Origin of the sequence: Pontibacter toksunensis (genome assembly GCF_042686245.1) — a bacterium.
GTDB lineage: Bacteria > Bacteroidota > Bacteroidia > Cytophagales > Hymenobacteraceae > Pontibacter > Pontibacter toksunensis.
Genome location: NZ_JBHUOX010000001.1, coordinates 283906 through 303611, shown reverse-complemented (window position 1 = coordinate 303611; position 19706 = coordinate 283906). Strand labels below are relative to the sequence as shown.

The 19706-nt window shown below is 47.7% G+C and carries 21 protein-coding genes; 11 read left to right on the top strand and 10 right to left on the bottom strand.

Annotated features, from left to right (window positions below):
* Window positions 1–56: 56 nt before the first annotated feature.
* From mbhE to mnhG, 7 genes are all read left to right on the top strand, one after another.
* Window positions 57–2375, top strand: a complete 2319-nt coding sequence (gene mbhE, locus ACFS7Z_RS01340; RefSeq protein ID WP_377479712.1) for a hydrogen gas-evolving membrane-bound hydrogenase subunit E — start codon at window positions 57–59, stop codon at window positions 2373–2375.
* On the top strand, window positions 2372–2914 hold the full coding sequence (locus ACFS7Z_RS01335) for an MnhB domain-containing protein (RefSeq protein WP_377479709.1): 543 nt from the start codon (window positions 2372–2374) through the stop codon (window positions 2912–2914). The genes mbhE and ACFS7Z_RS01335 overlap by 4 nt, the downstream gene beginning before the upstream one ends.
* A 3-nt stretch (window positions 2915–2917) precedes the next feature.
* Complete coding sequence (locus ACFS7Z_RS01330; protein WP_377479705.1) at window positions 2918–3268, top strand: NADH-quinone oxidoreductase subunit K; 351 nt, start codon at window positions 2918–2920, stop codon at window positions 3266–3268.
* Between the two features lie 75 nt (window positions 3269–3343).
* A complete protein-coding gene (locus ACFS7Z_RS01325) occupies window positions 3344–4858 on the top strand; it encodes a proton-conducting transporter transmembrane domain-containing protein (protein ID WP_377479701.1) in 1515 nt (504 codons plus the stop codon).
* Between the two features lie 189 nt (window positions 4859–5047).
* On the top strand, window positions 5048–5548 hold the full coding sequence (locus tag ACFS7Z_RS01320; RefSeq protein ID WP_377479698.1) for a Na+/H+ antiporter subunit E: 501 nt from the start codon (window positions 5048–5050) through the stop codon (window positions 5546–5548).
* Entirely contained in the window at window positions 5545–5814 is a 270-nt protein-coding gene (locus ACFS7Z_RS01315; protein WP_377479695.1) for a monovalent cation/H+ antiporter complex subunit F, read from the top strand. Before ACFS7Z_RS01320 ends, ACFS7Z_RS01315 begins: the two co-directional genes overlap by 4 nt.
* 2 nt (window positions 5815–5816) lie before the next feature.
* Entirely contained in the window at window positions 5817–6272 is a 456-nt protein-coding gene (gene mnhG, locus ACFS7Z_RS01310) for a monovalent cation/H(+) antiporter subunit G (protein WP_377479692.1), read from the top strand.
* Here the strand turns inward: mnhG and ACFS7Z_RS01305 are convergent.
* A complete protein-coding gene (locus tag ACFS7Z_RS01305; RefSeq protein WP_377479689.1) occupies window positions 6220–7059 on the bottom strand; it encodes a metallophosphoesterase in 840 nt (279 codons plus the stop codon). The genes mnhG and ACFS7Z_RS01305 overlap by 53 nt on opposite strands.
* Before the next feature lie 192 nt (window positions 7060–7251).
* Between ACFS7Z_RS01305 and ACFS7Z_RS01300 the strand changes: the two genes are divergently transcribed.
* The 4 genes from ACFS7Z_RS01300 to ACFS7Z_RS01285 all read left to right on the top strand — a co-directional run bounded on the left by ACFS7Z_RS01300 (window position 7252) and on the right by ACFS7Z_RS01285 (window position 11272).
* A complete protein-coding gene (locus tag ACFS7Z_RS01300; protein ID WP_377479686.1) occupies window positions 7252–9030 on the top strand; it encodes a chloride channel protein in 1779 nt (592 codons plus the stop codon).
* 160 nt (window positions 9031–9190) lie between these two features.
* Window positions 9191–9751, top strand: a complete 561-nt coding sequence (locus ACFS7Z_RS01295; RefSeq protein ID WP_377479683.1) for a TetR/AcrR family transcriptional regulator — start codon at window positions 9191–9193, stop codon at window positions 9749–9751.
* Between the two features lie 10 nt (window positions 9752–9761).
* Window positions 9762–10625, top strand: a complete 864-nt coding sequence (locus ACFS7Z_RS01290; RefSeq protein ID WP_377479681.1) for an alpha/beta fold hydrolase — start codon at window positions 9762–9764, stop codon at window positions 10623–10625.
* A gap of 56 nt (window positions 10626–10681) precedes the next feature.
* A complete protein-coding gene (locus ACFS7Z_RS01285) occupies window positions 10682–11272 on the top strand; it encodes a hypothetical protein (protein ID WP_377479678.1) in 591 nt (196 codons plus the stop codon).
* A gap of 68 nt (window positions 11273–11340) precedes the next feature.
* Here ACFS7Z_RS01285 and hisIE read toward each other — a convergent pair whose 3' ends face one another.
* The 9 genes from hisIE to trpB all read right to left on the bottom strand — a co-directional run bounded on the left by hisIE (window position 11341) and on the right by trpB (window position 19627).
* On the bottom strand, window positions 11341–11949 hold the full coding sequence (hisIE, locus tag ACFS7Z_RS01280) for a bifunctional phosphoribosyl-AMP cyclohydrolase/phosphoribosyl-ATP diphosphatase HisIE (RefSeq protein ID WP_377479675.1): 609 nt from the start codon (window positions 11947–11949) through the stop codon (window positions 11341–11343).
* A 74-nt stretch (window positions 11950–12023) separates the two neighbouring features.
* Window positions 12024–12782: an imidazole glycerol phosphate synthase subunit HisF gene (gene hisF, locus ACFS7Z_RS01275; RefSeq protein WP_377479672.1), complete on the bottom strand. Its 759-nt coding sequence runs from the start codon at window positions 12780–12782 to the stop codon at window positions 12024–12026.
* Window positions 12776–13498 carry a 1-(5-phosphoribosyl)-5-[(5-phosphoribosylamino)methylideneamino]imidazole-4-carboxamide isomerase gene (gene hisA, locus ACFS7Z_RS01270; RefSeq protein ID WP_377479669.1) on the bottom strand — a complete coding sequence of 241 codons (723 nt, stop codon included), beginning with the start codon at window positions 13496–13498 and terminating at the stop codon, window positions 12776–12778. Before hisA ends, hisF begins: the two co-directional genes overlap by 7 nt.
* On the bottom strand, window positions 13495–14076 hold the full coding sequence (hisH, locus tag ACFS7Z_RS01265) for an imidazole glycerol phosphate synthase subunit HisH (RefSeq protein ID WP_377479666.1): 582 nt from the start codon (window positions 14074–14076) through the stop codon (window positions 13495–13497). The genes hisA and hisH overlap by 4 nt, the downstream gene beginning before the upstream one ends.
* Before the next feature lie 322 nt (window positions 14077–14398).
* Window positions 14399–15742, bottom strand: a complete 1344-nt coding sequence (mgtE, locus tag ACFS7Z_RS01260) for a magnesium transporter (protein ID WP_377479663.1) — start codon at window positions 15740–15742, stop codon at window positions 14399–14401.
* A gap of 23 nt (window positions 15743–15765) precedes the next feature.
* Window positions 15766–16545, bottom strand: a complete 780-nt coding sequence (locus ACFS7Z_RS01255) for a hypothetical protein (RefSeq protein ID WP_377479660.1) — start codon at window positions 16543–16545, stop codon at window positions 15766–15768.
* A 112-nt stretch (window positions 16546–16657) separates the two neighbouring features.
* Window positions 16658–17668: a 3-deoxy-7-phosphoheptulonate synthase gene (aroF, locus tag ACFS7Z_RS01250; RefSeq protein WP_377479657.1), complete on the bottom strand. Its 1011-nt coding sequence runs from the start codon at window positions 17666–17668 to the stop codon at window positions 16658–16660.
* Between the two features lie 2 nt (window positions 17669–17670).
* Window positions 17671–18447, bottom strand: a complete 777-nt coding sequence (gene trpA / locus ACFS7Z_RS01245) for a tryptophan synthase subunit alpha (RefSeq protein WP_377479654.1) — start codon at window positions 18445–18447, stop codon at window positions 17671–17673.
* Entirely contained in the window at window positions 18440–19627 is a 1188-nt protein-coding gene (gene trpB / locus ACFS7Z_RS01240) for a tryptophan synthase subunit beta (protein ID WP_377479651.1), read from the bottom strand. Before trpB ends, trpA begins: the two co-directional genes overlap by 8 nt.
* Window positions 19628–19706: the final 79 nt, after the last annotated feature.

The following is a 19706-nucleotide window of genomic DNA, read 5'->3' as shown; positions in this document are numbered from 1 at the left end:
GTAAGTAAATTAACATACGGTTAAATCCAAAAAGATATACATTAAGTAATTTTTTGATGCTGTATCTCCTGCTTTCAGGGTTGCTAGTTGCTTTTTCAGCGCCGCTATTGCATCGCTGGCTGGGCAGGTATGTCGTCTTTGCAATGGCGCTGCTGCCCTTGTGCATCTTTGTATTTTTTTGTGTGCAGGTGCCTCAGGTATTGGGAGGTAGCAGCATTTACGAATCAATTAACTGGGTGCCTGATCTGGGTATTAATTTAACGTTTCACCTGGATGGGCTGAGTCTGCTCTTTGCGTTGCTGATATCTTTCTTCGGAATCCTGATAATGCTCTATGCTTACGGCTACCTGGAGAAACACCCGTTGCTGGGACGCTTTTACCTATACCTCACCCTTTTTATGACGGCTATGCTGGGGGTGGTGACAGCTGACAATTTCTTTTGCCTGTTCCTTTTCTGGGAAATGACCAGCATCAGTTCTTATTTGCTTATTGGTTTTAACCAGGACCAGAAAGAATCACGCACTTCTGCTTGGCAAGCTTTAATAGTGACCGGTGCCGGTGGGATTGCCTTATTCGGGGGCTTGATCTTGTTAAACCTGGCGACAGGCGAAAGCACCTTTAGCGCTATAATCAATGGTAAAATAAATGTAACCTCACATATCCTATACCTGCCAGCGCTGCTGCTTATCCTGCTGGGATGTTTCACTAAATCAGCACAGTTCCCTTTTCATTTCTGGCTACCCAACGCCATGGCTGCCCCGACTCCGGTGAGCGCTTATCTGCACTCTGCCACGATGGTGAAAGCAGGAGTTTATTTACTGGCCCGGCTAACTCCTGTGCTAGGTGGCACAGAAGTTTGGTTGATTTCCTTAACAGCAGTAGGCGGTGTCACTGCTGTGCTGGGGGCACTGCTGGCACTGCAGCACACGGATCTGAAAGCGATACTGGCCTATACCACTATCAGTGCGCTTGGGCTGATGGTGATGATGCTGGGTATAGGCAACGCGTTAGCAGTAGAGGCAATGCTGGCGTTTCTGCTGGCACATGCTATGTACAAGGGTGCTTTGTTTTTAGTGGCCGGTGCTGTGGACCACAGTGCAGGCACCCGCCAGATATATGCACTACAAGGGTTAGGCAACAGTATGAGGTATACTGGTATAGCCGCCACATTGGCCGCCTTTTCCATGGCCGGGATTATCTTGTTTTTCGGGTTTATAGGAAAAGAGCTGCTGTATGAGGCATCCCTGGAAAATCCGGCATATAACTGGCTCCTGCTCGGCATTAACATGCTGGCTGGGGTTGTGTTTGTGGCGGTCGCTGTGCTGATGAGTTACCGCTTATTCTGGTATAAAACTGGTAATCCTACTCCCCTACAACACCATCCCACACCATACCTATACCTCCCGCCCCTGGTATTAGGAATCCTTGGTTTGGCTTTCGGCGTTGTAGCCAATATTCTGCCTGCCCCTGTTTTAGAACGTGCTGCCTCCAGCATCATGCCCGGCAAAGACATAGAAGTTGAACTTGCGCTCTGGCACGGGTTTACGCCTGTGCTGGGCCTCAGCCTGCTGACGCTTTTACTGGGCTACCTGCTATACCGCAGCCTGCCGGCGCTGCACAGGTCGGCGCATACAATGAAGGGCATATACCGATACGGCCCAGATAACCTATATCATAAAGGTTTTAAGGGCTTTCTGAAAGGTGCTAAGAAATTTATAAATACGGTGCAAAATGGCTACCTGCGCATGTATATCATTTACATCGTGCTCTTCTTTTGCGGCATGCTACTGTTTGCTTTGTGGAGGGACGGCTTGATTGTAAATCTCCGCCTGCGGGCATCTATTTTAGACGACATCAGGATATATGAGTTGGTGCTGTTTGTGCTGGTTATTGCGGCACTGCTCTACATATTGGCGACCCGTTCCCGCCTCACATCAATTGTGGTGATGGGCCTGGTAGGTTATTCGGCAGCGCTTTTCTACATCCTGTATGGCGCCCCGGATGTTGCCGCTACGCAGCTCCTGATTGAGACGCTCACGGTCGTTATATTTGTGCTCCTGCTCCATAAGCTGCCCGCTTTCTGGTACCTGTCGCATCAGTTGGAGAAATATAAATATATTTCCATTTCCGTATTATTTGGTGCTGTGATGACCTATATCGTGCTGTTAGTGCAGCAGAATGCGGTGGAGTCAGAATTAAAAGCATTTTACGGGAAAGCAAGTTACCTGGAGGCGCACGGGAAAAACATAGTGAATGTTATCCTGGTGGATTTCAGGGGCATTGATACACTGGGTGAAATTATAGTACTGGCTGTGGCGGCGCTAGGTATTTTTGCGCTGCTGCGCCTGAACCCGGAGAAAGGAGACAAACCATGAGGACCATCATACTTTCCACAGCCATTCGCCTGCTTACACCCGTGTTTCTTATTTTCTCTGTTTACATTCTTTTCAGAGGGCACAACCATCCTGGAGGCGGCTTCATCGGAGGGCTTATCGGCTCCATTGCCTTTGTATTTCATGTGCTGGCCCACGGAGCAAATGCCACTGCCAAGGTCTTCTTCAGCCTGACACTATACCACTATCCTCGCCAGGAAGGAAAAAGCCGCACCCGCTATTTCCTGCAAATCATGAATGCGAACCTGAGGGGCCGCCGCAAAGGAGATAAAGAACTTCACTGGAACTATATTTTTGTGCGTGTGAGCCCGGTATATCTGATTGGTGTCGGGCTGCTCATGGCCGTAAGCAGTGGCATGATAGGGTTAGTATCCGGCTATTCTTTTATGAAAGGACTATGGATGGACATGCAACTTCCGGTAATAGGTTCTCTGGGCACGCCCTTGCTGTTTGATGCGGGTGTGTACCTGCTGGTCATGGGAATGGTGCTGAAAATGATTTTCACAATGTCAAAGGAATAAACGATGGAGCTACTGTTACCATTTCTGATTGGCACTTTGTTCTCGGTGAGCCTGTACTTCATCCTACACCGCCACCTGTTCAAGCTGATACTAGGGCTAATCCTCTTCGGCTTAGCAACCAATGTGTTTTTGTTTGTGGTAGGCGGTATAAAAAGCGGAGGAGTTGCCATCATCCCTGAAAACCAGGAAACAGCTGTGGCACCTTTTCCGGATCCGGTACCACAGGCCCTCCTTCTAACAGCGATAGTTATAGGATTTGGATTGCAGGCGTTTGCCATTGTGCTTATCCGACGGGTGTATCAGACATTCAAATCCAATAACCTCGATGATTTGAACAAAACAGATAAAACCTGAACCCTTCGCATCACTAGTTTTATAAGCTTTTTTATTCCGACAGCAGGTAAATACTACCCCAAAATGGATCAAAGTATGCTCTTGTTATTTCCGTTGCTCATGCCACTCTACGGAGCAATCTTGTGCCTACTCTTCTGGAGGCAGGTCAGGACGCAGGCAGTAGTGGCAGGAATCGCACAGGTTTGTTGGTTTGCTTCGGCCTGCCTGCTCTTATATGAAGTGTCGGAGGGCATCATCCTGACAACTCAAATCGGGAGCTGGCCTGCCCCATTCGGAATCACGTTTGTCGCAGACCTTTTCAGCGCCCTCGTTATCCTCAGTGCCGCTATAGTTGGCATTGCAGTTTTCCTCTTCTCCCTGTATGGCCTGGATAACACCCGCAAAAAATACGGGTACTATCCGATGCTGCTTTTTTTGCAGATGGGCGTGAGCGGAGTGTGCCTGACCGGAGATATTTTTAACTTGTATGTATGGTTCGAAGTGCTGCTGATTTGCTGTTTCGCACTTTTGGCGCTGGGTGGCACGAGAGCACAACTGGAAGGGACGCTGAAGTATGTGACCATTAACTTTTTTGCCTCTGGCATACTGCTTACCGGGGTGGGTGTGGTTTATGCGCTGTATGGCTCCCTTAACCTGGCTGAACTGGCTTTGATTGTTCGCCGGCCCGACCACCCTAATCTGCCACTGCTGAGCCTTTGCAGTATCTTTTTCCTGACAGGCTTTGGAATAAAGTCTGCCCTTTTTCCGCTATTTTTCTGGCTGCCGGCCTCTTATCATGCGCCACCGATAGCCATATCATCCTTTATAGCTGGACTAATATCTAAAGTTGGCATTTACACCTTTATCCGGCTCTTCACATTGGTATTTGTACCCACAGCAGATTTTATGATGCCCCTGTTGCTGGCCATGTCGGGCTTAACCATGGTCATAGGAGTAATAGGTGCCGCCGCGCAAAAAGACTTCCGGAAAATACTTTCGTTCCACATCATCAGCCAGATTGGGTATATGCTCATGGGCCTTGCAATTTATACTCCCCTGGCTATAGCCGGAAGCATCTATTTTATACTTCATAACATACTGGTCAAAACAAATCTTTTCCTGGTTAGCGGTGTGGTGGCACACCAGCACCATACCTTCTCCCTGAAAAAACTGGGAGGGCTTTACCTCAGGCAACCGTTCCTGGCGCTCCTGTTTCTGCTGTCGGCACTCGCTTTGGCCGGCCTGCCGCCACTCTCAGGCTTCTGGGGAAAATTCATGCTGGCGAAGGGAGGTTTTGAAGCAGGCAGTTATGACTTAGTGGCCACGTCGCTGGGTGTAAGCATGATAACGCTTTTTTCGATGACCAAGATTTGGAATGAGGTATTCTGGAAGTCAAAACCTGAGAAAGCTAAACTTAAAACTCTTTCTAAAATAGTAAACCAGAAGCACATTCGGTTTATGTACGTGCCCGTGGTGTTGCTCATGTTTTTTATATTATTTATCAGTCTATTCGCGCAACCAGTCATTCAGCTTGCCCAAGAGGCCGCTAACCAATTATTTTACACCAATACTTATATAGATGCCGTACTAAATCAGAAAGAAGGCTTATGATAATGTAGTGCTACACGATGAGTATAGTATGCAGCTTATACTTGTTTTTTCTTACGCTGCTGAGTTTGTAACATCGCTGGTCAGAGTAGCCAAAATTGGAAAAGTGGGATAGAGGTAATAAAGCAACAAAGGCGTTTTAAGTAAAATATCTTGGTAATCTTTAAAACCCATTGGTACAAAAGGTAGACTATGAAGCTGTTCTTTTATCATTTTATATTCACCTTGGTTGCAGTATTTATACTTCTGCGGCAGGGCCTGCTTCGCCTTCTCCCCTATAGTGCTGCAACAGCTTTCCTTGCCTTTGTTGTTGTTTTTATTTTGCTCTGGCTGAGCTCTTGGTTTTATAATCGCGACTATTTCCGGAAGCTGCCCAAGGGAATCAATTTTGGTCTCTTTTTTATGAAAGAGCTCCTCATAGCTAATGTAAAAATAGCCTTCGATATTTTGACGCCCCATTACTACATGAACCCAGCAGTTATAGCAATACCGCTGCGCGTGAGAACGAACTTCGAAATTATGCTCCTGGCGAACATGATTACGCTTACCCCCGGAACATTGAGTATTGACGTCAGTAAAAATCGGAAGATCCTGTATGTGCACGCCCTGTACATAAAAAACAATGACACAGAGAAGCTGAAGCAGCAAATAAAAGACGGTTTTGAAAGAAGATTAATCGAATTGACAACATGAGCATTTTTCAGGCAACTTTAATGATAGCAATAGTGGTGCTTAGCCTGTGCCTGCTGCTGACAGCCGTACGGTTTGCTATCGGCCCTACACTACCAGATCGGATTACAGCCTTCGATCTGATAGTGGCTAATGTCATTGGCATCATTGCTATCTATACAGAGTACACGGGCAACGAGGATTTTATAGACGTCGCCATCATTTTATCGCTTTTTGGATTTTTAGGGTCTATTTCCTTTGCCTATTATCTCATGAAAACCACCAAATAAAAATGTTTGAGACCATAGACTATGACCTGATAAGGGAAATCATCAGCTGTGTGTTTATCCTGTCTGGCGTTTTCTTTATGCTGGTGGCCACCATAGGGCTGCTGCGTTTACCTGATTTTTACATCCGAATGTCCGCCATTACGAAAGGAAGCACCCTTGGCCTGGGGCTGATACTACTTGGGCTTGGCATCTACTTCAACCAGCCAAGCATGCTGCTGAAAGTGTTTTCCATAATCATGTTCACTTTTATAACTGCTCCGGTGGCTGCGCACGTAATTGGCAGAACGGCTGTGCAGAACAAGATACCTTTCTGGGACAGAACAAATCTGAGAGATTTCAGAAAATACCTGCACCGGGAACACCTTGAGGAAGTGGTAAATTACGACAAATATGAGGAGCAGGTGTTTAAGAAGAGGGCGAAGAAGAAGGCTGCTGCGCGTGAGGGTGGTGGTGAATGAATGGCCTGGTAGGATCAGCATACTTTCGGAAGGCATTTATAACCGTGAGTTCATGATGCGGATAAGTTAAAGCCGTGAGGCTTCCCCCGAAAACACAGCCGGTATCTATGTTAATCGTGTTGTTTCTCCAGAATGGCTTGAAAACCGGAGTATGACCATATACCACAATGGCTTTGCCACAATAAGCAGCAGCCCAGTCTAAGCGTACGGGCAGTCCCTTTTCATCCTGGGCTCCCGTGGTAGGACCATACAGGCACATAGCCTGAACCTTTTTATTGTTTCGGCCGTGCAGGTTTTCCTCCAACCCGGCATGAGCCAGCACCAGCCGCCCCTGGTCCAGTATAATATGATGCGGGAGACTTCCTAAGAAGCTTTTGACGCGCTCATGGAATGCCGGGGGGTACTTTTCCATCTGCGCTACTGTCAGCTCCAGCCCATGACGCACCTGCACCTGGTGGCCCAACAGTTTACGGTACAGTTTATTGTCATGGTTGCCGCTCACACAGTAAGCTTGCCCTGCTGCTACCATGTCCATCACCAGCCGAAGCACCTCCGGTGAGTTTGGCCCCCTGTCAACCAAATCCCCTACAAATAGCGCTTTGAAATGATCGGGCGGCTGTACCTCGTACCGCTGATCCTGTTCGTTAAACGCAATGCGGTAGTTCAGTCGCTGCAACAGCTCCAGCAATTCCTCAAAACAGCCGTGCACATCCCCAACTATATGAAAAGGGCCCTGCTCATCCCTAAGCGTGAGGAAATCATATTCGTGCTGTAACTGTGCTGCCATATCAAGACATTACCTCATGTATAGATAGAGATACTCCTTGAAATTAACAGCATTCTGAGCCAGTAAGTTGAGTTTAGTCCTGATTTTTTTTTGCAGGCTGCCGCATAACATATACCGTTGTGGTTGAGGTTCGCTTCAGTTCTTCCTACTTTTACCTTCTACTTAAAAGCTTCCATAGGGTGGCTACAAGCAATGCCTTTTTACAAGAAATCTAAGATTCCGCTCCTTTGGTTACGGCGCCACGCCTCTGATCGCGAGTTCATGCTTATTTCAAGTGTGCTGGTTGGTTTCACAGCTGGCCTAGCTGCCGTTGCACTCAAAACACTCGTGCATTATGTACATGTGCTGCTGGCTTACGGCAATCGCCTGCTGGACCAGCCGTACTGGCTTGTTATATTCCCGCTAATAGGCATCCTGCTCACTGTGCTGCTGGTGCGCACGCTTTTTAACGGCACCATCGGGCGCGGAACGGCCAGTGTATTGTTCATTATTTCCCAGAAGTCCAGTATGATGGAGCGGCACAAAATGTTTTCGCATGTGCTGACGAGCGGAATCACTGCTGGTTTTGGAGGCTCGGCAGGCCTTGAGTCCCCTATTGTGGTTACCGGCTCAGCCATTGGTTCTAATTACGGCAGGGAATATCACCTGAATTACCGCGACCGCACCTTACTGCTGGCAAGTGGTGCGGCGGCTGGCATAGCGGCTGTTTTCAATGCACCCATCGCGGGAGTTCTCTTTGCCATAGAAGTGCTTTTAACTGATATCAGCATCGCGGCCTTTATTCCGCTCATAATGGCAGCAGTGGTAGGGGCACTTTGCTCTAAGATCATCCTCCAGGAAGAGATACTCTTCAACATCGGGCAGAGTGAATTCTTTGCCGCTTACCATGTACCATTCTATGTGCTGCTGGGTGTTTTGGCCGGAATGATGTCGGTTTACTACACCCGTATGGCGCTTCGGGTAGAGGAGGTTTTTGAGTCGTATCCGGGAAAAGCGTACACCCGTGCGCTTGTAGGTGGTATGTTGCTGGGGCTGCTCATTATGCTTTTCCCGCCCCTGTTCGGGGAAGGCTACGGAAGTATCACGTTGCTTGAAGGAAACAATGCGGAAATGTTGTTTCAGGACAGCTGGCTGCCTTTCTCAGATACCAACGAGTGGCTGGTACTTGCCTTTGTAGGGGCACTCGCACTGATAAAAGCGTTTGCGACCACCATCACCATTGCCTCTGGCGGTAACGGCGGAAATTTTGCTCCCTCTATGTTTGTAGGGGCCTGTACAGGCTTTTTCTTTTCTCGTCTTGTCAACATGCTCCACATCAGCACCCTTCCTGTCAGCAGCTTTTCGATGGTGGGCATGGCAGGTATACTGAGCGGGGTGATGCATGCACCCCTGACTGCTGTCTTTCTTATAGCCGAGATAACCGGTGGATACACCCTGATGATACCGCTTATGATTGTGGCGGCAACTTCATTCGCTATGGTTAAATACTTCGAGCCCTACTCACTGGACACAAAAAAGCTGGCGCAAAAAGGACAGCTACTAACGCACAACAAAGACCGCACGATCCTGCATATCATGAAAATACGCCACTTGATAGAAACAGACTTTCAGCCTGTTTCACCGGATTCCACCCTGGGCGAGTTGGTGCGTGTAATCGCTGATTCGCGCCGCAACCTGTTCCCGGTGGTCAATGCGGAGCAGCAATTAGCAGGCGTTATTCTGTTGGAGAATGTGCGGGAAATCATGTTTAAGACAGAAAAGTATAATGTAGTACAGGTGAAGGAGCTCATGATAAAACCTCCAGCCGTGGTGCAGTACGATGCTAGTATGGCGGAGGTGATGCAGAAATTTGATGAGTCAGGCGCCTGGAACCTGCCTGTGCTTCTGAACGAGACGTACATCGGGTTTGTGTCCAAATCGAGTATTTTCACCAAATACCGCAAACTGCTAATCAAAACCACGAACATCTAAAGCCTCCCAAGAAGCCTTTCCGTTTTTTGCTGCATTTTCTATAAGCCGCTATTTCTGCATTTCTTCTTTCATTGTAGGATACAGGCTGATTTCAAAACATAATTATTTTGAAATCAGCCGGTAGCTTCTTATATTTATTGAACAAACGTTCATTCATTGTATGGGCAAAGCAGATGAGAAGCGGGAAAAAAGCAAAAAGCAACTGGTAGACACAGCCCTGATGCTTTTTTCTGAAAAAGGCTATGACGCTACTTCTATCCGTACGATTGCAGCGGAGGCCAGGGTATCATTGGGCCTGATGTACAACTACTTCAGCAGTAAGGAAGAACTGTTACACGAGGTTTTCCGACAGGGCAACAGCGATATTATCAATTCTTTTGCTATACATGACAAACCTGTCGGTACTTCCTCTTTGAAGCAGCATATTCTGCAGACGGTGCAGCTACTAAAATATAAGAGAAACTTCTGGCGCCTGTTGCATAGCCTGCGTTTTCAGGGCAATGTGATGGAGCAGATGGCGCTGGAAGTAAAGGAACAGGTATCTTTTATAGAGGAACAGCTAAAAAAGAACCTTGAAGAGGCTGGAGTGCAGTCGCCGGAATTAGAAGCGAAGCTGCTGTTTGCCGCTATTGATGGCATGGCAGCGCACTATCTTCTTAACGAAAACTACCCTATTGATGAAGTGGCAAATCTTCTAATTCAAAGATACTCCAACCTCTAAAGAAAAGACTATGCAATTCCCAAGATGGCTCGACAAGATACTCTATCCCTTTCAGCACAACACGCTGCAGCTAGAGGCAGGACAAATGCACTATGTAGACGAAGGAAGTGGCGAGGTTATTCTTTTTGTACATGGTACGCCCACCTGGTCTTTTGTGTGGCGTCAGCAAATAAAAGGCCTCAGCCGTAATTTTCGCTGTATCGCCCCAGACCATTTGGGTTTTGGCCTTTCTGAAAAACCTCATGACTTTGCCTATACTCCCGCCGCTCATGCCGAGAACCTGGAGAGCTTGATAGCGCACCTCCGGCTCCGGAACATTACGCTGGTTGTGCACGACTTTGGTGGCCCGATTGGTTTGCTTTATGCCCTGCGCCACCCTGAGAATGTGAAGAACCTGGTGGTGCTGAACTCGTGGATGTGGAGCCTGGAAGAGGAAAAGCAAATAAGCAAAATCAGTAAGTTCATGAGCGGGGGCATCGGCAGGTTCTTGTACCTACAGCTAGGCTTTTCCGCACGCTTATTACTCCCAAGAGGTTACCACAAGCGAAAGAACATTCCCAAAGACATCCATACACATTACCTGAAGCCGCTCTCCAATTCATCTGAAAGATTCGGTACCTGGCAATTTGCAATGGCTCTACATGAGGCAAACCCTTATTTTGAATCGCTCTGGGAGCAACGGGAAAAGCTTAAAAAAATTCTTAAACTAATACTATGGGGAGAGAAAGATGCCCTGCTTCCCCTGCATTTCCTGGACAAGTGGAAAACAGCTTTCCCTGAGGCAAAAGTAGTGCGGATAGAAGCCGGTCATTTTCTACAGGAAGAAAAAGGAGGCGAGGTGACGGATGAAATAAAAAAGGTATTAGCTATATAAAATACTGGCATGAAAATAGAAGAAGCAATTCCATCTGATGATAAAATTCAAAGCATATGAAAAAGCTATTCCCACTCTCCATCCTGTTTCTCTTCTGCTTCCTTTTTACAGCCTGTGATGAAGAAGAAACAGCCTCTGTTGTACCCGAAACAGAGGCAACAATGGAAAGAGTTTTCGACTTTCACAATGCTGATGCAAATGACGAGGAGAGCTATACCTTGGGTGCAGCAGAAGTCCAAATGGCACTTGAAAACGATGTGCTCGAAATAATCTTTGCGCCTGCACGGCCGCAGGGAAAAGAAGCGCTTGTTTTCATTATAAACAAGGCAGACCTGGTAAATGGGTATGTGGGAAAATATAAAGTGAAGTCCCTGCCGGACGCAGATTCTGGTCCTGCCGAAACCACCTATTACTATTACATGGGCTCAGGGTCCGGCAGTGCCCTGTTCAGTGGTGGCAATACAATAGACGGAGAATTACAAATTATTTCATTCGATCCAAAGAATAAATTGGCCAGCGGCAAATTTACTGTTGTCATGGAGGATGCATTTGACCCTACAAAGTATAATGCCAGCTTAGCTGATGTACGCACCTGCGATATCACTGTCTCAGGCGGATTCAAAAACCTTAAACTGGTGCAACCATAAAAAATAAAGCCAGCGGCAGGTGTAAAAAAACCTGCCGCTGGCTTTTGCATAAGCTTATACTACAGTTCCTATTTTTTGTGCCGCTCCTGCAACACTTCCACCACGTCTTTCAGTTCCAGCCCTGTAGCAGAAAGCAGCACCAGTAGGTGGTACAATAAATCTGCTGCTTCGCCTTTCATCGTATCGAGTTTGCCAGCCACGGCGTCAATAACCGTTTCAACAGCCTCCTCCCCTACTTTCTGGGCAATTTTGTTAACACCCTTCTCAAAAAGGAAGTTCGTATAGGAGCCTTCAATTGGTTCAGATTTTCGCTGCTGTATTACCTCTTCCAGGTCAGCAATAAACCTGATAGCAGCTGCCCTGTTAGAGGCGGCTTCCTCACCGAAGCAACTGGTAGAGCCGGTGTGGCAGGTGGGGCCTGTGGGCTTTACTTTTATCAACAGCGAGTCTGCATCGCAGTCGCGGGTAATGCTTTTTACTTGCAGGGTGTTGCCCGATGTCTCTCCTTTTGTCCAGAGACGGTTTTTAGAGCGGGAAAAAAAGGTAACCAGGCCTTCCTGCCGTGTTTTGTCCAGCGCCTCCTGGTTCATATAGCCCAGCATGAGCACCTGCCCCGTCAGTTCGTCCTGTATCACGGCTGGTACAAGTCCGCCTGTTTTATCGAAGTCTAATTCCACGTAAATAAGTTTGAAAGTTAGAAATTTAGAGAGTTATAAAGTGAAACATAGATGCATTCACTCCTTCAATATCTTTAGATACGCACATCCACACCCTGCTCCTTGAGGTATCTTTTCAGGTCTGGCACTTCCAGTTCGCGGAAGTGGAACAGGCTGGCAGCTAAAGCAGCATCAGCATGTGCCTGATGAAAGACATCTGCAAAATGTTCCATGCTGCCTGCACCTCCAGAGGCTACTACAGGTACAGTTACTGCTTTGGCTACCGCGCCTGTTATATCCAGCGCAAAGCCTGCTTTGGTGCCGTCGTTGTTCATGCTGGTGAGCAGAATTTCGCCTGCCCCTAAATCTGTTACCTTCCGGGCCCAATCCATAGTGGCGTGTTCTGTTTCTACAGTGCCGGCACGGGCGTAAACTTTCCACCCGGTGTCTTGGGTATACTTTGTGTCCACTGCCACAGTGACGCACTGGCTGCCGAAGCGTTTTGCCAAATCCTCCACCAATTGTGGGTTTCGAATGGCAGCTGAGTTAATAGATACTTTATCCGCTCCGGCTTGTAACAATACCTCTACATCTGCCACAGCACTGATACCACCACCCACTGTGAAAGGTATATCGATATGCCGGGCTACATCGCGTACAAGTTCAGCAAAAGTCTTCCGTTCTTCGTTTGTAGCTGTGATATCCAGGAAAACGAGTTCATCGGCGCCTTGCCCGGCATACCACTTCGCCAGTTCCACTGGGTCGCCTGCATCCCGGATGTTCTCGAAACGGACGCCTTTCACGGTGCGCCCGTTCTTGATGTCGAGACAGGGTATGATGCGTTTTGTTAGCATATGAATCGTTCTAAATCTTTTAACTGAATAGTACCCTCATAAATGGCTTTTCCAATGATGGCACCCTCCACTCCTATTTTCTGCAGCACTTCCAGGTCTTCTATTGTCGTAACCCCGCCACTGGCTATGAGTCCTGCTTTCGGGAGTGTCGCTTTTAACTCCCGGTAAGTGTCGATGGAAGGTCCTTGAAGCTTACCGTCTTTGCTTACGTCGGTGCAGATAAACAGCTTTGCACCCGTTTCTACATAGTCGGAGATAAAGGCCTGCAGTGCATAGTCACTTTCTTCCGTCCAGGCGCTGATGGCGATATGCTGGCCTTTAAAATCAGCGCCAATAATAATTTTATCAGCGCCATACTGCTGCAGCCAGACTTTTACTATTTCCGGTTCGCGCACCGCAATGCTACCGGCCGTAATTTGCGCAGCACCTGCATCAAATGCCTGTTGTACCGCCGCCTCGGATTGTAAACCGCCCCCGAAGTCAATCGTTAACCCGGTATTGGATGCAATGTTCTCCAGAACAGCTAAGTTCACCGGCTTTCGGGCCCGGGCACCGTCTAAATCAACTAAATGCAGGCGCTTTATACCATGCACCTCAAAGCGTTTGGCTACTTCCAGCGGATTACTGTCGTAGGTTGTCTGCTGGGCAAAGTCTCCCTCGGTCAGGCGTACGCACTGGCCTCCAATTAAATCTATTGCTGGTATAATTTCCATCATAAGGCTAAGAAGTTCTGGATGATTAGTGAGCCGGCAGGTCCGCTTTTCTCCGGGTGGAACTGCGCGGCATAAAAGTTTTTGTATTGCAACGCGGCAGAAAACGGTTCCGGGTAAAGTGCCTGGGCAATGGTGCAGTCGCTGTTCGGCACATAATAGCTGTGCACAAAGTAAACATACTCCTGCTCCTTAATACCCTCAAAAAGTGGCGAGTTTAAGTTCTCCAGCTGGTTCCAGCCCATGTGTGGCACTTTCAAATCTGTCTGGAAACGCTTCACCTTTAACGGGATGATTCCGAGCAAATCGATATCTCCTTCCTCAGAATGCTCACAGAGGAGCTGCATGCCCAGGCAAACACCAAAAAATGGCTGCTTTAGTGTTGGCAAAAGCTTGTCGAGGTTGCGGGACTTCAACTGTGCCATAGCCGAAGAGGCCTCTCCCACTCCCGGAAAGATGACTTTATCAGCAGACTTGATGGTTTCGAAGTCGGAGCTCAGCGTTGCCTGTATGCCCAGCCGTTCCAGTGCAAACAGCACCGACTGTACGTTCCCGGCTTTATAATCAACTATAACTAAGTTCATCTAGATAGACGTAAGAAATTAGATGTTAGACCTAAGACATTATTTTACAGGCTACCCGTTTCTATCTCAGTAATGGGAAATATGCTAAGCTAAAGCACTAATCCTGTTAATGTTAATAATCCTGATTCAAACAAATAAAAAAGCCTGACCCATTTCGGAGTCAGGCTTCTGGATATTTTTTTATGTTTTTAGCAAATCCATAGGCAGACGGCTCCGAAACTATTGTTTCGTGCGTAGTGGTGATGCATGTTCCTGTTAATGCCTGCCATGGTTACAAAGATAGAACTTGCTGCCTATAAAGTATAGCCAATGCCTGAAAATTTTAAAGCAATGTGCCTGTCAACATCGCTGCCGCAATAGAGAAATAAATTACCAGACCTGTTACATCAACTAGCGTAGCCACAAATGGTGCTGATGAGGTGGCTGGGTCCAGACGCAACAAACGAAGCACAAAAGGAATCATGGAGCCCGTTATAGTACCCCAAAGCACTATACCAATCAGTGAGAAACCAACAGTTAATCCAATTAAATGCGCATATTCGCCATAGTCATAAAAGCCTGCCTGCTGCCACAGGATAATCCGAAGGTACCCTACAGCACCTAAAATCAATCCCAGAAGCATACCGGATAACACTTCCTTTCGCATCACATACCACCAGTCCTTAATGCCGAGTTCCTTTATAGCCATCGCCCGCACAATCAGTGTGGCTGCCTGTGACCCGGAGTTACCGCCACTGGAAATGATGAGAGGTATAAACAAGGCCAGTACAACGGCCTGCTCAATTTCTCCCTCAAAAAAGCCCATGGCAGAGGCCGTCAGCATCTCACCTAAAAAAAGGATTAGCAAAACGCTTGCCCGCTTACGTACCAGCGTAAGCAGGGGTGTCTCAGTATAGGACAGCTCCAGGGCCTCCAGACCACCAAACTTTTGAATGTCTTCCGTATCCCGGCGCTCTATCTCATCAAAAATATCATCAAACGTTACAATACCTACCAGCACGCCATTCTCCGACACCACTGGCATCACAGCCCGATCATATTTATTAAACTGCTCAATAGACTCCTCTCTGCTCATGGTGGTGGTCAGGCTCACAAATGCATAGTCCATCAACGACTCTACTGTTTGCTCCTCATCTGCCATGAGTAATTTCCCAATGCGGATGTCGTCGATTAGCTTATTTTCCTTGTCTACCACGTAAATGTGGTTCAGCGTTTCGGCTTTTTTTCCGTACCGCCTGATGTTGTTCAGCGCCTGCTTTACCGTCCAGCCTTTCTTTGCCTGTATATAATATGGTGTCATCAGGCGGGCGATGCTTTTCTCAGGGTAGCCCAGCAGGTTCAGCGCTATACTTTTTTCCTCTGGTGAAAGGTAATTGAGTGACTCTTTTATGAGGAGGTCAGGGAAGTTCTCAAATATTTCTGTCCTGTCATCGGGTGCCATATTTTCCAGCATGGCTGCAGTTTCACGAGAGCCGAGCTCTTTCAGCACCTCCTCTTGCACTTTATGGTTGAAGTAGGTGAAAACTTCAGACTTCATATCGCCGGGAAGCAGCAGAAAAGCCAGTATCCGTTCCTTAGAGTTTAGCTCGGTAATGGTTTCAGCTATGTCATTCGGATGTTTATGGCGTAAGTCTCTTAGATTGATATCGGTGCTTGTTTGGTTCATTTATGCTCTTCTACTATCTATAGTCAGTTCAGGTTCAGACCGAATGCCAGCCCCACCCAGGGCTTGTGCTGGTAGATCCACTCCTGCCGGTTTTGATCCATTAAATGATCAATGCCGATACATAAACCCAGTGTGAAATTATTCACGCCCACTATACCGGCTACACCACCAATTAGGACAAAAGCATCATATTCATAAGCTATTGTTCCATTGGTGAATCCCTCATTTATAAAAGCTGAGCCCAAGCCCGAAAAAATTCCCATACTAAAGCCAAAATGGTTAAAGTGCCGTTTATGATTGCCTAAAGGCGTTGTTGTATAGCCCATCCTGTAATAGTCTGTCCGGAGCCCGGCGTAAACAGCCGCCTGAAAGCTTGTATTCAGCTGCCTCGGAAAACCCTCTGTGTCTGGCCTGTACTTTAAAGGGATGGTTAACAAGTCCAAGTCAAACGAGGGTTCGGCAAAGGTATAATGCTCGGCCAGTGGCTCGTCCCTTTCAGAGGAAGTGTTCAGCACTATCTTGTTTAATGTATCCAAAGATGTTCCCTGGGCAGAGATAATTAGTGGGTAGAGAACAACAGAATCCTCTTCATGAGGTTCTACATACATGCGACGAGCAGCTCCTTTCTCTTTCAGCTTTACTTTGTAATACCCTTCGGAGAACTGATACTTCGGGGACTCTTCCAAACCAGCACAGCTGTTTAACAACAGAATCAAAAAAAGTACCGTGGCAAGAGAGATAACCCTTCTCCATATAGCAGCACTGCCTTTCCGGAAATCAGACTTAGAGTAAAGTTTATCCATACTTTTTGTTTTGCCCTTATTACTACGGGAAAGGAGGAATGAAGGCTAGAGGACACAAAAAAGCTCGAATCTGGTAAGATCCGAGCTTTTTTGTGTCATGTGACTCATTCTTTTAGAAGCTCTCGCGCAGCGCGTACGCCTGGCGCATCCGCTTTACCAGCCGCTCTGACTCCTGGAAGTTCAGGGTTTGCTGTCCATCAGAGAACGCCTCTTCCGGCTTCTGATGTGTTTCATATATAACGCCATCTGCACCAGCCATAACAGCTGCCAAAGACATTTCCTCCACATAATCGCGCAAACCAATACCATGAGAGGGGTCTACGATGACAGGTAGGTGGGTTTTCGCTTTCAGCACCGGAACAGCGTTCAGGTCGAGTACGTTACGGTAGGCATTCTCATAGGAACGAATACCGCGTTCGCACAGCATAATTTTCTCATTGCCATTTGAGAAAATGTATTCCGCTGCCTGCAATAGCTCTTCTAGGGTACCCGATATACCTCTTTTCAGCAGCACAGGCTTCTGCGCTTCACCCAGTGAGTCGAGCAGGTTAAAGTTCTGGCTGTTGCGGGCTCCTACCTGGAATACATCCACATAGTTCATCATCTCCTCTATCTGCGACACCTGCATCACCTCAGTGATGATTTTGATACCACTTTCGCGGCAGATGCGGTAGAACATCTGCAGGCCTTCCAATCCCAAGCCCCGGAAAGCGTAAGGAGAACTACGAGGTTTGAAAACACCGCCCCGCATAATTTTTACATCATTTGCCTTCAGGTGATCCACCACTAATTGAATCTGCTGCTCACTTTCTATAGAACAAGGCCCCGCCATGATGCTGAAGCTGCCTTCGCCTATCACCACGCCGTCACCTATGTCGATGCGGGTAGGCTCTACTCTCCATTTGCGGGAAATAAGCTTATATTCGTCAGACACACGGTGTATGTCCGCCACTCCCTTCAACTGGCCCAGCCTGCGGATGTCGAACTCTCTTTTACCAATACCTACAATGTAGTGACCGCTCTGGGTTTGTACTTCGTTCCCCTTGAAACCAACTTTCTTTATCTCCTGCAGGATATGCTGTTTTACATCAGCGGATATGTCTTGCTGTAATTGTATGATCATGGTTACTTTCGAATGCTTTGAATAAATGTCTGGATATTTTCCTGTAGACTTCCCTCCTGCGCCAGCGCTTTAATGAATGCGCTGCCGATGATGGCGCCTTTGGCATGTTGACAGGCCTGCGAAAACGTGTCGTTGTCGTGGATGCCGAAGCCAATCAGGCTAGGGTTACGGAGCTCCATCTGCCGCACACGCTGGAAATAATCGGTATTAGTAACGGCTTTGCCAGTGGTGCTGCCCGTAGTGGAGGCAGAGGATACCATGTATACAAATCCGTTGGTGTGGCTGTCTATCTCGCGGATGCGCTTCTCTGGAGTCTGAGGTGTTACCAGGAATATTTTGCTCAGGTTATTCTGCTCAAATATTTCTTTATACTCCCGTACATAGTCTGCAAGCGGCAAATCAGGCAATATGATCCCGTCGATGCCTACTTCTTTTGCCATTTTGCAAAAGCGCTCCACACCAAACTGCATCACCGGGTTCAGGTAGCCCATCAGCACCAGCGGAATCTGCGTTTTCTGCCGGATGTCTTTCAGTTGATCAAACAACTTCGTTATTGTCATGCCATTCCGAAGTGCAATGTCACTGCTCTGCTGTATAGTAGGGCCATCAGCGAGCGGGTCAGAGAAAGGCATGCCCACCTCAATCAGGTCCACCCCGTTTTTCTCCAGCTCCAGGATAATGGGCACCGTGTCTTCCAGATTCGGGTAGCCAGCGGTGAAGTATACCGATAGCAGGCCCTGTGGCTTCTGCTCAAAAAGCGTCTTAATTCTGTTATCCATTTAATTGGAATCTATCTAAGTACGTTGACAAATCTTTATCACCACGGCCAGAGAGGTTCACCACCACCACATCGTCGGGCTTGGCGCCTATTCTATCCAGAGCAGCAATGGCGTGAGCTGTTTCAAGTGCTGGAATAATTCCTTCCAGCCGCGTCAGTTCCAGGACTGCCTGCAGTGCCTCTTCATCGGTTATATTCTCGAAAATGGCGCGTTTGGAATCGTGCAGGTGCGCGTGCATCGGACCAACACCGGGATAATCGAGTCCTGCTGAAATGGAGTATGGCTCCGTTACCTGACCATCTTCTGTCTGCATAAGCAAGGTGCGGCTACCGTGGATAATGCCTTCTTTACCTAATACTGAAGTAGCTGCTGATTCACCTGATTCCACGCCCATTCCGGCGGCCTCCACGGCAACAAGTTTCACTTCCGGCGTGTCAAGATAATGATAAAAAGCACCGGCTGCATTGCTGCCGCCCCCTACGCAGGCCACTACAAAATCAGGGTTTTCGCGGCCAGTCTTCTCCTTCAGCTGCCACTTCATCTCTTCTGATATAATTGCCTGGAAGCGAGCCACCATATCCGGGTATGGGTGCGGCCCTACCACAGAACCGATGATATAATAAGTGTCTTCCGGATTATTAATCCAGTCTCGGATGGCTTCGTTCGTGGCATCTTTTAATGTGCGGCTTCCGCTGGTGGCTGGTACCACAGTAGCACCCAGCATTTTCATACGGGCTACGTTCGGGGCCTGACGCAGAATGTCTACTTCGCCCATATACACGATGCACTCCAAGTTCATCAGGGCACATACTGTGGCCGTAGCCACGCCATGTTGTCCGGCACCTGTCTCGGCTATAATGCGCTTTTTACCTAAGCGCTGCGCCATCAGCACCTGCCCTACCGTATTATTGATTTTGTGTGCACCGGTATGGTTCAGATCTTCCCTTTTAAGGTATATTTGCGTGTTGTATTTTTCTGAAAGGCGCTTGGCAAAGTACAAAGGTGTAGGGCGACCTACATAGTCCTTCAGCAATGCCTGGAGTTCCTCCTGGAAATCAGGGCTCTGCATAATTTTCAGGTAATTCTCCCGTAGCTCCTCCACATTGGGGTGCAGCATTTCAGGGATATAGGCCCCACCGAATTTACCGTAAAAGCCGTTTTCGTCAACTGAGTATTTCATCTTTTTAGATGTTAGAATTTAGATGTTAGATAAAGGCATCTCCGTCTTATTGTCTCATCATGTACATTATTTTTCAGCC